General features: G+C 67.1%; 10 protein-coding genes and 1 rRNA gene. 9 read left to right on the forward strand and 2 right to left on the reverse strand.

What is annotated here, in order from left to right; translation table 11 throughout:
• The first annotated feature begins 196 nt into the window (after positions 1–196).
• The 6 genes from GFD21_RS07840 (at position 197) to GFD21_RS07865 (ending at position 8,527) form a co-directional block, all read left to right on the forward strand.
• Positions 197–1,165, forward strand: a complete 969-nt coding sequence (locus GFD21_RS07840) for a hypothetical protein (RefSeq protein WP_163197410.1) — start codon at positions 197–199, stop codon at positions 1,163–1,165.
• Between the two features lie 75 nt (positions 1,166–1,240).
• The gene (locus tag GFD21_RS07845; RefSeq protein WP_163197411.1) at positions 1,241–1,921 is read left to right on the forward strand and encodes an alpha/beta hydrolase; all 681 of its coding nucleotides are present in this window, start codon (positions 1,241–1,243) and stop codon (positions 1,919–1,921) included.
• A gap of 71 nt (positions 1,922–1,992) precedes the next feature.
• Positions 1,993–2,847 carry a sulfite exporter TauE/SafE family protein gene (locus GFD21_RS07850; protein WP_163197412.1) on the forward strand — a complete coding sequence of 285 codons (855 nt, stop codon included), beginning with the start codon at positions 1,993–1,995 and terminating at the stop codon, positions 2,845–2,847.
• Positions 2,848–3,035: 188 nt separating this feature from the next.
• Positions 3,036–5,108 carry a cation:proton antiporter gene (locus GFD21_RS07855; protein ID WP_163197414.1) on the forward strand — a complete coding sequence of 691 codons (2,073 nt, stop codon included), beginning with the start codon at positions 3,036–3,038 and terminating at the stop codon, positions 5,106–5,108.
• Positions 5,109–5,471: 363 nt separating this feature from the next.
• A complete protein-coding gene (locus tag GFD21_RS07860) occupies positions 5,472–5,921 on the forward strand; it encodes a nucleoside deaminase (protein WP_163197415.1) in 450 nt (149 codons plus the stop codon).
• A gap of 239 nt (positions 5,922–6,160) precedes the next feature.
• Positions 6,161–8,527, forward strand: a complete 2,367-nt coding sequence (locus GFD21_RS07865) for an alpha-galactosidase (protein ID WP_163197416.1) — start codon at positions 6,161–6,163, stop codon at positions 8,525–8,527.
• A gap of 8 nt (positions 8,528–8,535) precedes the next feature.
• Here GFD21_RS07865 and GFD21_RS07870 read toward each other — a convergent pair whose 3' ends face one another.
• Positions 8,536–9,744 carry an ROK family transcriptional regulator gene (locus GFD21_RS07870; RefSeq protein WP_191996897.1) on the reverse strand — a complete coding sequence of 403 codons (1,209 nt, stop codon included), beginning with the start codon at positions 9,742–9,744 and terminating at the stop codon, positions 8,536–8,538.
• Between the two features lie 210 nt (positions 9,745–9,954).
• Here GFD21_RS07870 and GFD21_RS07875 point away from each other — a divergent pair, with 210 nt between their 5' ends.
• Complete coding sequence (locus tag GFD21_RS07875) at positions 9,955–11,793, forward strand: alpha-glucosidase (protein WP_163197446.1); 1,839 nt, start codon at positions 9,955–9,957, stop codon at positions 11,791–11,793.
• Positions 11,794–11,853: 60 nt separating this feature from the next.
• Positions 11,854–13,119 (forward strand): threonine ammonia-lyase, encoded by a 1,266-nt coding sequence (gene ilvA / locus GFD21_RS07880; RefSeq protein ID WP_163197418.1) that lies wholly within the window; start codon positions 11,854–11,856, stop codon positions 13,117–13,119.
• A 307-nt stretch (positions 13,120–13,426) separates the two neighbouring features.
• Here ilvA and GFD21_RS07885 read toward each other — a convergent pair whose 3' ends face one another.
• Positions 13,427–14,182 (reverse strand): Sir2 family NAD-dependent protein deacetylase, encoded by a 756-nt coding sequence (locus GFD21_RS07885; RefSeq protein ID WP_163197420.1) that lies wholly within the window; start codon positions 14,180–14,182, stop codon positions 13,427–13,429.
• 476 nt (positions 14,183–14,658) lie between these two features.
• Here GFD21_RS07885 and GFD21_RS07890 point away from each other — a divergent pair.
• Positions 14,659–14,731 (forward strand): 16S ribosomal RNA (locus GFD21_RS07890); the annotation flags it as partial.

Raw genomic sequence — 14,731 nt, forward strand, 5'->3', positions numbered from 1 at the left:
AACGCATGGTTATCTAATAACCGTCAGCACCAAGCCGACCCGGAGCGCAAGCCCCGAACAACTGAACCTTTCTTCTTCTCTCTCCTTTCTCTGGCCCCGGTGGTTCGCCACCGGGGTTTTCCTTTGCCGTTCCCGCGGATGACGGCCGCCTTTACCCCACCGCGGTAGACTTGGGGCAGCAGGGGCGACGGAGGCCATGAAGGGGGACACGATGAACGAGGACTACGACTTCTTCGCTGGCCGGGACGACGCTTCGGGCGACTCCGGTCGTCGCGCTTCACGCCGCGCCCGCGGCACGCGCGACGAACCCCGCAGACCCGCTGCCCGTCGTGCCGCGAACCGGCGCGACATCACCTACCACGCCGGTCATCGTCCCGGAGGCGTGAGCCGCACGCTCGCCATCGTCGCGCTGCTGTGCGGACTGGCCGCCATCGCATGCGGCGCCGCATCCGCCGCGCACGAGATCGCACCCGCCTACGTCGATCCGGACGGCACGGTGCCGGGCCGTCTCATCGCCATCGCGTGCGCCGTGCTCATCGGCGTCACGCTCGTCCTCGTCATCATCGCGCGCGCGACCGTGCCCCGCCGCGTCAGCCATCGCGGCGTCGCGTCCGGCGGCATCATCACGATGGTCTTCGCTGTGATGCTGCTCACGCTCGGCGTGGTCGTCGGCGTGCTCTTCCCTGACGGGCTGGTCCGCCCGGCCGTGCGCGACGAAGCGCCGGTCAACAGCAGCGACCGCATGCGCTTCGACGTCGAACGCGTGACCGGCGTATGCACATCCGGCTGGCAGGACATCGACGTCGACGTCTACCCGGGCGTCGAATCCGCGTCGGTGTGCCCGGACACGCGCGTCGCCTACCTCACCTTCGATTCGGAATCCGCCGCCAAGCTATACCGCAACGCCGTGCGGACGAAGATCGGCGACCTGCTGGGCGAATACGCCTCGCAGGCCGCGGACGCGACGGGCGGCGACTGGCGCACGCTGAGCGGCGGTCGGTGGATCGCGTTCGGCGACGCCTCCGACATGACGCTGCTGCAGAAGGAATGGGGCGGCACGCTCGCCAGGATCGGCGCGACGGGCGGCGACGGGACGTCCGCGAACGCGTCGTCGGCGGCGGGCGGGCGGACACTGTCCATCGGTGGAACGCCGGCGGCGCGATGATGCCCCATACGCGATAATCGATTCCGGACACATCCCACGATCCATCGGCATTCATCGGCGACGAGGCGAGACGACATGACCATCGACCTGACCATTGCACGGTATTCGCGCGGCGGGGGAGCGACGCATCCCACGCACCCGCTGTTCCTCTGCCTGCACGGCTGGGGATCCAACGAGGCGGAGATGGCGGACCTCATGCGCCAGATCGCCCCCTACAATGATTTCGCGAGCCTGCGCGGGCCCCTGCGGCTGGCGGGAGGCGACGCGTACTCGCCCGGCGCGTACGCGTGGTTCGGCGAACGGGTGCCGTTCGGCGAGGACCTCGACCGCGCCGCCTACGAGATGGCCGTGTCCATCGACCGGTGGGTGGCGAACAACCTGCCCGACGAACGCGAGGTCGTGCCGCTCGGCTTCTCGCAGGGCGGCCTGCTGGCCGTGCACCTGCTGCGCGTCAACCCGAAACGCTACCGTGCAGCGGTGTCGCTGTCCGGCTACATCGCGCCCGGCGTGGTCCCCGGCACCGCGCCCGCCGACGGCATCCTCGAACGGTACAACGTGCCGGTGTTCTACACGTACGGCAAGAACGACGACGTGGTGCCGAAGTACGAGCTGTTCGCCGCGCAGGCGTGGCTCAACGAGCACACGTGGCTCACCACGAAAAGCTACCGGGCGCTCGACCACAACGTGAGCCTCGAGGAGCTCGCCGACCTGCGCCAGTGGTTCCTCGACCACGACATCACCTCCGGCGTGCTGTAGGCGGCGCCGTAAGGGCGTGGCAAATGGAAACCGGCCGGCCCCGCGCGGCGGCCCGTGCCTAGACTGGCGGCATGAACGCAACGATCGAAGCCGAACCGGCGGCCGGCGCCGCCCTTGACGAGAACCATCTGGACGAATCCCCGCGCGGCCTGATCATCATGGCCGTGGTGGGCGTGGCCGTCGGCATCCTGTCCGGCCTGTTCGGCATCGGTGGAGGCACCGTCATCGTGCCCGCGCTCGTCTGGCTCGGCCTCACGCAGCGGCACGCCGCAGCCACCTCGATGATGGCCATCGTGCCCACCGCCGTCTCCGGCGTCGCCTCCTACGCGTTCGAGGGCGACGTGGACTGGATCGCCGCGCTCATCGTGTTCGCCGGCATGTTCGTCGGCGGGCAGATCGGCTCATGGCTGCTCTCCCGGCTTTCCGAGATCGTGCTGCGGTGGGCGTTCGTCGTGTTCCTGCTGTTCGTGATGGTCAACCAGGCCATGTCGAACCCGTCTCGCGACTCGCGCATCGAGATGACCGTCGCCACGGTGGTCGGCCTCGTCGCGTTCGGCGTGGTCGCCGGCATCCTCGCCGGGCTGCTCGGCATCGGCGGCGGCGCGATCTGCGTGCCCGCCCTGTCGATCCTCTTCGGCGCGAGCGACCTCATCGCGCGCGGCACGTCGCTGCTCGCCATGTTCCCCAACGCGATCACCACATCCGTGGCGAACGCACGGCGCCACATGGTGCACGTCAAGGCCGCGCTGATCATCGGCGTCGTGGCCGCGCTCACTGCGCCGCTCGGCACGTGGATGGCGGCCTCCGTCACGCCGCGCGCCGGCGCGATCATGTTCACCGTGTATCTGGGTGTGCTGCTCGTGCGGTCCGTGTTCGTCGCCTGCAAGGCGATGCAGGCGGCGAAGGCGGCGAAACAGGCGCGGTGACGATGCGGTTGATCGCGCGGGCCGGCGCCGAAACGGTCCGAACGACCCGACGGTCCGCCGGATGATCACGGTGGTCGGGTTCCCGCGTGATGCCCGTCCACGCGGCCGTCACGCCTCCCGCGTAATGATTTCCTAACCCTGTTCCTATACTTTGGGCGATTGGGAGAAGGCGGAAGGAGCGGCAACACATGGACGTGCTCGAACTGATTCTATGCATCATCGCGGCGGTCGTGCTGTCCTCGTTCCTCAGCAGGTTCATCCCCAAGGTGTCGACCCCGCTCGTGCAGATCGTGCTCGGCGCGGCCATCACGCTGTTGCCCGTCTTCCCGACCGTGGACCTCAACCCGGAAGTGTTCATGGTGCTGTTCATCGCGCCCCTGCTCTATCTGGAGGCGCATGAGATCGACAAATCCGCCCTGCTCAAGACCCTGAAGCTCAGCCTGTCGCTCGCCATCGGGCTCGCCATCGCCACGATGGCCGCCGTCGGCTTCGCGTTGCACGCGTTATGGCCGCAGATGACCCTGGCCGCCGCGCTCGCCCTGGGCGCCGCGCTCGGCCCCACCGACGCGGTCGCCGTCAGCTCGCTCGGCAAGGAGGCGTCGCTGACCATGCGCCAGCGCGGCGTGCTCAAAGGCGAATCGCTGTTCAACGACGCCTCCGGCATCGTCGGCTTCCAGTTCGCCATCGCCGCCGCCGTGACCGGAGAATTCGCCGTCGGCGAGGCCGCGGGCGACTTCGCGGTCTCGTTCATCGGAGGCGCCCTGTTCGGCACGTTCGTCGGACTGGTCATCAACTGGCTGTTCGAAACGGTGCGCTCGCTGGGTTGGGAGACCACCACCACGCGCATCCTCATGGAGCTGTTCCTGCCGTTCCTGCTGTACCTGGGCGCCGAGGAGGTGCACGTCTCCGGCATCCTGTCGGTCGTGGCCGCCGGACTGCTCGTGCGGTTCGACCGCACCGGCATCGGGCCGAACGTGGCGCGCACCAACATCGTCGCCACCAGCGTGTGGGGCGTGCTCTCGTTCACGCTCAACGGCGCCGTGTTCATCCTGCTCGGCATGCTGCTGCCCGGCGCGATGATCGCCAGCTGGTCCGACCCGTGGGTGAGCAACCGGCTGCTCGTCGTCGCGATCCTGCTCGTCACCGCCGTGGTCATCGTGCTGCGCTTCATCTGGGTGTCTGGCATGCTGCGCATCGCCCGCGACGTGAACACCGGCAAACGGCGCAGGATGACGCCCGAACGCTGGCGCTCGGCGGCGGTCATGACGTTCGGCGGCGCCAAGGGCACCATCACCCTGTCGCTGATGTTCACCATCCCGTACTACCTGTCCGGCGGCAAGCCGTTCCCGATGCGCGACGAGCTCATCTTCATCGCCTCCGGCGTGATCGTCATGACGCTGCTGCTCGCCAACTTCCTGCTGCCGCTGCTCGCCCCCAACCGCAACAAGGACACGGGCACCGAGCTCAACGAGATCACCATCGAAGTGCTGCGGCGCACCGTCGAGGAGCTCACCAGCCGCATCACGCCCGACAACCGCCGCGCCGTACTCATGGTCATCGACTCGTACACGAAGCGCATCAGCCGCCTGAAGCACCGTCTCGGCGCGCTCGACCCGCAGGGCTACGGCGAGCTGCAGATCCAGGCGCTCAACTGGGAGAAGCAGTTCGTGCGCGACCGCCTCGCCGACCTCAAGGCGCATCCGATCCCGGACAAGGCCGAGCAGGAGCTCAACGTGGAGGTGTGCGAGCGCATGCTCGACCAGATCATGAACACGCTGCGCCACACCACCGCCGGCCCGGAAAGCGGGCGCATCGGATGGCAGCTCGGCGGCCGTCTGCGCGGATTGCAGCATCGCACGTTGAATCTGGTGAAGCGCACGGTCAACAAGATCCGCCGCACCACGCCGCTGGTGAGCGAGGATCAGATCTTCGCGCACATGCGCACGCTGCAGGTGGACGCCATCGAACACGTGATCGGCAAGCTCGGCGAGGAGATGAGCCACGACCGGTTCAACACGGAGTTCTGCTCCGCGCTGATCCTCGACTACCGTCGCGCCGAGGCCTCGCTCAAGTCCCGTCCGAACATGGAGGGCAGCGCGGCGGCGGCCGGCCAGGCCGACGAGATCAAGAAGCAGAGCTATGCGATCGAGCTCGGCGTCGTGCAGGACATGTTCGAAGCCGGCGACATCTCCCGACCCCAGGCCCGAGAACTCCGCCGCAACATCTACGTCATGCAAGTAGATGCCGATTCCGGCATCTAGAGGCGGTTTTTACGGAGATGATTCCATTGCTCCGTGGAATCCGCCTCTTACGGTGGTTCAGCGTCCGAAAATACGGAGGATGGGCCTGATCTCCGTGAAATCCGCCGCTGAGTCGGAGTGAGAGGCGGTTTTTACGGAGGTGGCGGTTGTTCTCCGTGGAATCCGCCGCCGGATGCGGTAAGGTCGGCCGCGACGGGGTGAGTGAGGTCACAACGGAGCAACGGTCACGATGGAACGGCGGTCACAACGGAACGGCGGTCACAACGGAACGGCGGCCCCCATGGAACGACGGCCATGATGGAACAATGGTCACAAGGGAATCGGCCGCAATGCGACAGCGGGCCACAACAGCACGGGGGCGATATGCGGTATGACGAGGTGATGGGCGAGGCCATCGGATTGGCGCGTCGCGCCATGGCCACCGGCGATGTGCCGGTCGGCGCGCTGGTGATCGACGACCATGGCGCCGTCATCGGACGTGGGTTCAATACGCGCGAAGCGGACGGCGACCCGCTCGCCCACGCGGAGATCGTCGCGATGCGCGAGGCCGCCGCATCCCGCGGCGATTGGAACCTCGCCGACTGCACGCTCGCCGTCACCCTGGAGCCCTGCCCGATGTGCGCGGGCGCATGCCTCCAGACCCGCGTCGGCCGCATCGTGTTCGGCGCATGGGACGCGAAGCTCGGCGCCTGCGGATCCGTATGGGACATCCCGCGCGACCCGCACGTCGGCCACGAGCCGGAAGTGTACGGCGGCGTGCGCGAAGCGGAATGCGCGGCCCTGCTCGCCGGCTTCTTCGCCACACGGCGCTAGCCCTTGGCCCCTCGTCGATGCGGGTAGGCCGCCGTGCGAAGCGCATCGGGTGAGCAGGGAACGGAAGACCGCGACAAAACCGGAACCGGATTCGGACATGGGAGATGTTTTTCTTTCCAGCGGCACGGAACACACAGGGGGATGGCAAGGAAAGGTCGCCGTCCTACCATCGGAACCGGATGCAGACCAGTCACGGACCAGCCACGGGACCGGATCCGATACCCCAAAGGAGATCAGCAATGACGCGCATCGAACGATTCGCCGGAACCGCCGCCGACGGCACCCCGATCACCCTCATCTACGCCGAACAGGCCGGCACCGCGCACGAATCGGCCGTGACCCCCGAATCGGCCGTCGCGTTCGCGCTCGCCTTCCCCGGCGGCGAACTGCCGCGCTTCGTGCACTGGGGCAAGCCGGTCGCCGCGCCGGAAACCCTGATCTCCCAGGTCGACGCCCTCAGGCCCCAACGCGTGTCCGGCGCGCTCGACGAGACCATGTGGCCGTCGATCCTGCCCACGCAAAGCGAATCGTGGATCGGCCAGAAGCGCTTCGAGGTGCGCCGCGGCGGCATCGAACTGTTCCCGAAGTTCACCGTCACCGACATCGCGACGACGCTCGACGCACGCCCCGCGCTCGACGTGACGCAGGCCGTCGACGCCCCCGAATCCACGCCCGCCGAAGCGCGCGTCGCCGCGCCGGTCACAACCGTCGACACCCCGGTCGTCACCGTCACCGCCGAAGACGCCGAACAGGGCGTGCGCCTCGTCTGGACCGTCGAACTGCTGCACGGCGGCCTCATCCGCCAACGCGCCGCCATCACCGACACGACCGGCGCGGCAAGTGACGCGCTCGAGATCGGCAAGGTCGAACTCGGCTTCCCGCTGCCCGCCGTCGCCACCGAAATCCTCACCACCACCGGCCACCATCTGCGCGAACGCAGCCCGCAGCGCCAGCCGCTCACCGTCGGCCGGTTCGAGAAGGTCTCGCTGGCCGGACGCCCCGACTTCGACGCGAGCCTCCTGCTCACCGCCGGCGTGCCCGGCTTCGGCTTCGAACACGGCGAGGCCTACGCCGTGCACGTCGGCTGGAGCGGCAACAGCGTGCTCGCCGCAGAACGCCAGCCGTACACGGACGGCATGATCGGCGGCGGCGAGATCCTGTTCGGCGGCGAAGCCACGTTGCATGGCGACGCCGCGACGGACACGTACACCACGCCGTGGGTGTACGGCGCGACCGGCGACGGCCTCAACCAGGTCGCCGCGCGCTTCCACACCCACCTGCGCGACCTCCACCCCGAACTCGCGTCCAAACCGCGCCCCGTCATCCTCAACACGTGGGAGGCCGTCTACTTCCAGCACGACTACGACACGTTGACCGCGCTCGCCGACAAGGCCGCCGCGACCGGCGTCGAACGGTTCGTCGTCGACGACGGATGGTTCGGCTCCCGCCGCGACGACACGTCCGGACTCGGCGACTGGCAGATCTCGTCCGCGGTGTGGCCGGACGGGCCGAAGAGCCTCAAGGCGCTCGCCGACCACGTGCACGGCAAGGGCATGGAGTTCGGCCTGTGGTTCGAGCCGGAGATGATCAACCCCGATTCCGACACGTACCGCGCCCACCCGGACTGGGTGCTGAAGTCCACGCCGAACCGCCTGCCGATGCAGGGCCGTTCCCAGCAGGTGCTCGACCTGACCAACCCGGAGGCGTACGCCTACATCTACAACGCGATGGACGGGCTCGTCGGGAGCTTGAGCATCGACTACATCAAGTGGGACCACAACAAGCTCGTCACCGAAGCCGCCACGCAGCGGTTCGACAACGGCGGCGGCCACGGGTACGGCGTACCGGCCGTGCACGCGCAGACGCTCGCCGTCTACCGCATCTTCCGCGACCTCAAGGCCGCGCATCCGGGCCTCGAGATCGAAAGCTGCTCCTCGGGCGGCGGCCGCGTCGACCTCGGCATCCTCGAACTCGCGGACCGCATCTGGGTGTCCGACTGCGTCGACCCGGTCGAACGCGCCGACATCCAGCGCTACACGTCGCTGCTCGTGCCGCCATGCATGATGGGCGAACACGTGGGCGCGAGCCCCGCGCACTCCACGCAGCGCGCCACCAGCCAGGAACTGCGCATGGCGATGGCGTTCTACGGGCACATGGGCATCGAATGGAACCTGCTCAAGGAACCGGACGCCGACGTGGCCAAGCTCGCCGCATGGGTCGCCGAATTCAAGCGACACCGCGCCTGGTTCGCCGTGGACACGTGCGTCCACACCGACACCCCGGACCCGGCCGTGCGCGTCGACGGCATGGTCAAACCCGACCGGACCGCCGCGTTCTACCGGTTCACGCAGCTCACCACATCGCAGACCTATCCGGCCTCGCCGGTCCGTCTGCCCGGCCTCGACCCGGACGCCACATACCGCGTGCAGCCGCTGCACCTCGACCTCGACCTCGCGGCGCTCGGCATCGGCAACGGCCAGTCCCCGCTCGGCTGGTGGACGCCCGACGGCGTCCTCATGACCGGCCGCACGCTCGCCGCCTACGGCCTACGCCCGCCGTCGCTGCATCCCGCTCAGTCGGTTCTGTTCACCGTTGTCAGGCAGTGAACGGAACCTCAGCCGATATACCGTTCGATGACGCGACTGGCGGCGGCCTTCGCCCATAGCTGCCAGTCGTGGTCGACCACGGTGAACTCCACCGGCGCGGCCTGGCTGTGCCGGTAGCGGCGGATGCCGTCGCGGACCGCGTCGACGCCCATCGCCGCGATGAACGCCGATTCGCCCGCCACCATCACCTTCGACGGCATCGCGATGTTCGCGATCATGGCGATCAGCGAACCCAGACGGAAACAGGTGAGCTGCACGAGCCGCGACGCCTGCGGCCGGCCGTCGCGGGCGTCGCGCGCGAACTCGTCGAACGTGCATGCTCGACCCATCATGCGTGAATACTGGTTCGCCAACGACTCGTCGGTGAGGCACTGCGCGCATCCGATATGCCCGAGCACGCAGCGCGGGCCTTCCGGGTCGATGAGCACATGCCCGAGCAGCCCGTAGCTCTTGTCCGGGTAGGAGACCGGCTCGCCGCGCATCGCGAGCGAATAGCCGACGCCCACACCGATCGTGAGCACGGCGAACGCCTCCAATCCCACGCCCGGCCCGAACCAGCTGGCGTCCACGAGCAGCGAGTCGATGTCGTTGTACAGATTGCAGGGAAGGTCGCTCGCCTCCTCGACCATCGCGGCGAGCGGCACGTCACGGTCCCAGCGCAGGAACGGCGCATGCGTGACGACCGTATCGTCGCGTACGTGCCCGCCGATCGCGACGCCCACGGCGGTCGGGGAGGGCAGCGTCGTGGCCGCCACGTCGTCACGGCATTCCCGCACGAGATCGGCGATCGCGGCCGTCACCGTCTCCGGCGAACGGTCCGGGAACACGCGTTCGTGACGCGACGACACGACCTCGCCGCGCGCGTTCACCGCCGCCGCGATGGCCGACGTGCCCTGCGCCTTCACGCCGATGAACGTGCGTGCGTTCGCGCACAGCACCAACGCGGTCTGCGGCCTGCCGCGGCGTTCCGAACTCTCCTTCGGCGTGAACCCCTGCGGCAGCGGGCCGCGGCCCACCGCGTCGCCGGGCAGTTCCTCGATGACGCCCGCGTAGATGAGATCGCCGGTGATGCGCGACAGCGCGCCCTGCGACAGTCCCAGCATCTGCGCCAGGGTGGTGCGCGCGATCGGACCGTACTTCGCGATGGCCCGCGCCACGCGATGCGTGTACTCCGAGCCCTCGAACCATCGGGGAAACTCCCGTTGCGTTCCGTCCATCAGCCGTCCTCGCTCCGCCGGTCGTGCATTCCGTCCCCAGAATACCCAACCCCGCCCGTCGCGATCGCCTCCATCGGTTTTCTTTCCGGCGCACCCGGCACGGACGCGAATGGGAAAGAAAACCGTCGTCGCTTACACTCGCTCGCAGATGCCGCGCACGCGCCACGACGGCCGTGCGGCGGCGACGCCATAGCTGCAAAGGAGCCGATGATGACCGCATTCAACCGTGAAACTCTGCCCGACGCCGTCCGTACGAACGGCGCCACCCCGAACCCGTGGTGGGCGAACGCCGTGGTCTACCAGATCTACCCGCGCTCGTTCCAGGACACGAACGGCGACGGCTTCGGCGACCTCAAGGGCATCACCTCGCGTCTCGACTATCTCGCCGACCTCGGCGTCGACGTGCTGTGGCTCTCCCCGGTCTACAAGTCCCCGCAGGACGACAACGGCTACGACATCTCCGACTACCGCGACATCGACCCGCTGTTCGGCACGCTCGACGACATGGACGAGCTGCTCGCCGAAGCCCACAAGCGTGGGCTGAAGATCGTGATGGACCTCGTCGTCAACCACACGTCCGACGAGCACGCATGGTTCGAAGCGTCGAAGAACCCCGACGACCCGCACGCCGACTGGTACTGGTGGCGTCCCGCGCGCCCCGGTTACGAACCCGGCGCGCCCGGCGCCGAACCGAACCGCTGGGGATCCTACTTCGGCGGCTCCGCATGGGAGTACTGCCCGGAACGCGGCGAATACTACCTGCACCAGTTCTCGAAGAAGCAGCCCGACCTCAACTGGGAGAACCCGGACGTGCGCCGCGCCGTGTACGACATGATGAACTGGTGGCTCGATCGCGGCATCGACGGCTTCCGCATGGACGTCATCACCCTGATCTCCAAGCGCACCGACGCGGCCGGGCGCCTGCCCGGCGAAGCCGGCTCCGAGCTCGAGGACCTGCCGGTCGGCGAGGAAGGCTACTCGAACCCGAACCCGTTCTGCGCGGACGGCCCGCGGCAGGACGAGTTCCTCGCCGAAATGCGCCGCGAGGTGTTCGAGGGCCGCGACGGCTTCCTGACCGTCGGCGAGGCGCCCGGCATCACCCCGGAACGCAACGAGCACATCACCAACCCGGCGAACAAGGAACTCGACATGCTCTTCCTCTTCGACCACATGGGCGAAGGCGAAGGCCGCTCCAAGTGGGAGATCGTCCCGTTCCGCACCCCGTGGCTGCGCGGCGTTCTGGCGAACCAGCAGGCCGCCGTCAAGGACGCCGGCTGGGCCAGCCTGTTCTTCTGCAACCACGACCAGCCGCGCATCGTGTCCCGCTGGGGCGACGACACCGGCGAAGAGGCGCGGGTGCGCTCCGCCAAGGCCTTCGGACTGCTCCTGCACATGCACCGCGGCACCCCGTACGTCTATCAGGGCGAAGAGCTCGGCATGACCAACGCGCACTTCAAGACGCTCGACCAATACCGCGACCTCGAATCGATCAACGCGTTCCGCCAGCGCGTCGAGGAGGCGAAGATCCAGACCGCCGAATCGATGATGGCGTCGCTCGAGCTCATCAGCCGCGACAACGCCCGCACCCCCATGCAGTGGGACGCGTCCAGGTACGCCGGATTCACCGCCCCCGACGCTCCGGCCGAGCCGTGGATCGAAGTCAACCCGAATCATGTCGACATCAACGCGGCCGCCGAATTCGACGACCCCGACTCCGTGTACGCGTTCTACAAGCGGCTCATCGCCTTGCGCCACGAGAACCCGGTGGTCGCCGCCGGCGACTGGACGCTGCTCGACGCCGACGACCAGCACGTCTACGCGTTCACACGCTCGCTCGCCACCACGCCGGGAGCTGCGGGAGGCACGCTGCTCGTCGCCGTCAACCTGTCCGGGCGCACCGTCGACCTGCCGGCCGAATCGTACGCGTTGGTCGAAAACGGCGTCACCGAACACGACATTGTGATCGCCACGCACGGCGCCACCCACGCCGTCGTCTCACTCGCCAACCGTGAACTGGATCCGTGGGAGGGTATCGTCGTACGGATCTGACGATTCGCGAATCGGGCACGCGGCCCTGTTCCGGCCGCGTGCCCGCCTACAATACGCACTATGGAACAGAAAGACGTCCTCAAAGCATTGCAGCGTGACCATGCGGCCGAACTGAAGAAGGCCGCCGAGCGGTTGAAGGGGACCGCCCGCCACACCGAGATCATTCCGTCCCCCGCACTGAGCGAGATGACCGGGCACGAGATCCTCCTCAAGCCGGAGAACCTGCAGGTCACCGGATCGTTCAAGATCCGCGGCGCCTACAACAAGATCGCCTCCCTCAGCGACGAGGAGCTGGCGCGCGGCATCGTCACCGCATCCGCCGGCAACCACGCGCAGGGCGTCGCCTACGCGGCCCGCGAACGCGGCGCCAAGGCGACGATCTGCATGCCGACCATCACCCCGCCGCTCAAGGTGGACGCCACCAAGGCGTACGGCGCCGACGTGGTCCTCTACGGCGACGTCTTCGACGAGGCCGCCGCGCACGCCGCCGAACTGAGCGAAAAGGAAGGCATGATCTTCGTGCCGCCGTTCGACGACTACGAGGTCATCTGCGGCCAGGGCACCATCGGACTGGAGATCCTCGAGGACGTGCCGAACGTCACCGACGTGGTCGTGCCGCTCGGCGGCGGCGGCCTGGGCGCCGGCGTCGCGCTCGCCATCAAGACGTTCAAGCCGGAGGTGCGCGTGATCGGCGCGATTCCGGAAGGCAGCCCCGCATGGAAGAACTCGTTCGCCGCGGGCCGCGTCACCGAGGCCGACCAGGTCGTCACCTCCGCCGAGGGCGTCGCCGTCAAGCATCCGGGCGACCTGCCGTACGCGCTGCTCAACGAGTTCCTCGACGATCTCGTCACCGTCACCGAACGCGATATCAACGAGATGATTCTGCTCATGCTCGAAAAGCACAAGCTGGTCGTCGAGGCCGCCGGCGCGGTGTCGCTCGCCGCGCTCGAGCACCTCAACCTGCGTTCGCGCAAGTTCGCCGCGGCCCACGGCCCGCACGTGGTCGTGCCGATCATGTCCGGCGGCAACATCGACACCGTGACGATGGGCGCGGTCATCCAGAAGGGCATGATCGCCCGCGGCCGCATCATGAACTTCGAGGTGGAGCTGCCGGACACCCCGGGCCAGCTCGTCAAGGTCGCCTCGCTGCTCGCGCGCGAACGCGCCAACGTCATCGCCCTCGACCACGACCAGTTCAAGGCGTCCGGCCACTACACGAACGCGGTGTCGCTCGGCGTGACCGTCGAGACCAACGGCCCCGACCACATCGACCGCATCCTCGCCGCCCTGCGCGCCGAAGGCTTCCAGCCCAAGCGCATCTACTGATCGATCGTCGTGCGACGGTAATGGCCACTCGGCAAACGTGACCGCGACGGACGTGACCGCGACGGGCCGCCGCATCCCATTCCCGACACACTCCAGGCCGTTCGGCCGGGCCCACGGTCGGGAACGGGATGCGGTGGCCCGTCGCTCTTGTTGTGGTTCGTGGAGGATGAGCCATGGCGCTGCATTCGTCGGAACTGAGAAGGGTCGTCGTCGTTCTGTTCCCGACCGTAGGCTCGGCCGAACGGCCTGGAGTGTGTCGGGGACAGAACGACGACGACCCTTCGGCCCCGTACGAAACGGGGCGATCTCAGCTGTTCGCGGCGATCGTTTCGTCGACGAGCTTCGGCAGAGCGACGGCGATGTCGTCGTGGATGAGGCGGTCGGCGAGACGGTCGTATTGTGTGCGGCCCATATTCATGATGGTGATCGGCACGCCCGCCTGCGCGGCGACCGGCACGATGCTCGCGGCGGGGAACACCTCCAGCGTCGAGCCGATCACCCACAGCTCGTCGGCCTGCGTGGCGAGCTTGTAGGATTTCTCCATCGCGCCGTCGGGCAGGGCCTCGCCGAAGTAGACGACGTCCGTTTTAATCATGCCGTTGCAGGGCATGTCGCCCTGGTACTTGAGCGTGCGATGGCAGCGCGGATCCGGCTCCTCGTCAAGACGGGCCATGATGTCGGCCGTATCGTACTTCGCATGGCACTTCATGCAGTGCGAGGTGCCGATGGTGCCGTGCAGGTTCACGATGATGCTCGGGCTGTTGCCGGCCTTCTCGTGCAGGGCGTCGAAGTTCTGCGTGGCGAGCAAGGTGAGCATGCCGGCTTTCTCGAGCTTGACGAGCGCCTTGTGCGCGACGCCGGGCTGCGCGTTCCATACGGGGGATTCCTTCTGCCAGCGCCATGAGTATTCGCGAGCCTCCTTGTCGGTGAGGAACGCGTCGATGTCGTAGACGCTCATCTGGTCCGGGTGTTTGGTCCACACGCCGTCCGGGCCGCGGAAATCGGGGATGCCGGCGGATGTGGAGATGCCTGCGCCGGTCAGGACTGCGATCTTCTTCGTCATACCTACAGGTATAGCGCGCCATGGTTGCGCCGACGGTGCCGTGGCTGGTGTTGGTGTGTGTTTTGTGGGTGTGGTGGGTTGGTGGGTGTGTTTGTGTTGTGTTTTTGGTGTTTTCGACACGCCGGTGTTTTGGCTTGTTTCCGGGGTTTGTGGGGTGTTGTGTGGTGGTGGGTTTGCGTGGTTGGGGTTTTGCGTGTAAGTTAATCACTCGCTGCCGCTGAGCGGTCCGGTTGCTTTCCTTGGTTGGTTTGGTTGCCGGGTTGGTTTGTGTGTGGTGGTGGTTTGAGAACTCAAGAGTGTGTTTGTACTACTTCTTTATAGTCAATGATTGCCAGTTCATTCCCTTCCTCGTGTTTTGCGGGGTTCCATGAGAGTGGGTAATTGGGGGTGGGGTTTTTGTGATTGTCCTTTCCTTATAAGGATTGTCGATTTCTTTTTTTTGTGAGTCATCTTTTCGGATGCTTTTCATGAAGTTTTTTGTGGAGGGTTCGATTCTGGCTCAGGATGAACGCTGGCGGCGTGCTTAACACATGCAAGTCGAACGGGATC

The sequence above is a fragment of the Bifidobacterium platyrrhinorum genome (genome assembly GCF_010667645.1).
Lineage (GTDB): Bacteria > Actinomycetota > Actinomycetes > Actinomycetales > Bifidobacteriaceae > Bifidobacterium > Bifidobacterium platyrrhinorum.

Excerpts from the sequence above, each read along its gene's own strand:
- GFD21_RS07865 (WP_163197416.1), top strand. The coding sequence starts at position 6,161 with ATGACGCGCATCGAACGATTCGCCGGAACCGCCGCCGACGGCACCCCG.
- GFD21_RS07845 (WP_163197411.1), top strand. The coding sequence starts at position 1,241 with ATGACCATCGACCTGACCATTGCACGGTATTCGCGCGGCGGGGGAGCG.
- GFD21_RS07870 (WP_191996897.1), bottom strand. The coding sequence starts at position 9,744 with ATGGACGGAACGCAACGGGAGTTTCCCCGATGGTTCGAGGGCTCGGAG.
- ilvA (WP_163197418.1), top strand. The coding sequence starts at position 11,854 with ATGGAACAGAAAGACGTCCTCAAAGCATTGCAGCGTGACCATGCGGCC.
- GFD21_RS07860 (WP_163197415.1), top strand. The coding sequence starts at position 5,472 with ATGCGGTATGACGAGGTGATGGGCGAGGCCATCGGATTGGCGCGTCGC.
- GFD21_RS07840 (WP_163197410.1), top strand. The coding sequence starts at position 197 with ATGAAGGGGGACACGATGAACGAGGACTACGACTTCTTCGCTGGCCGG.
- GFD21_RS07855 (WP_163197414.1), top strand. The coding sequence starts at position 3,036 with ATGGACGTGCTCGAACTGATTCTATGCATCATCGCGGCGGTCGTGCTG.
- GFD21_RS07885 (WP_163197420.1), bottom strand. The coding sequence starts at position 14,182 with ATGACGAAGAAGATCGCAGTCCTGACCGGCGCAGGCATCTCCACATCC.
- GFD21_RS07875 (WP_163197446.1), top strand. The coding sequence starts at position 9,955 with ATGACCGCATTCAACCGTGAAACTCTGCCCGACGCCGTCCGTACGAAC.
- GFD21_RS07850 (WP_163197412.1), top strand. The coding sequence starts at position 1,993 with ATGAACGCAACGATCGAAGCCGAACCGGCGGCCGGCGCCGCCCTTGAC.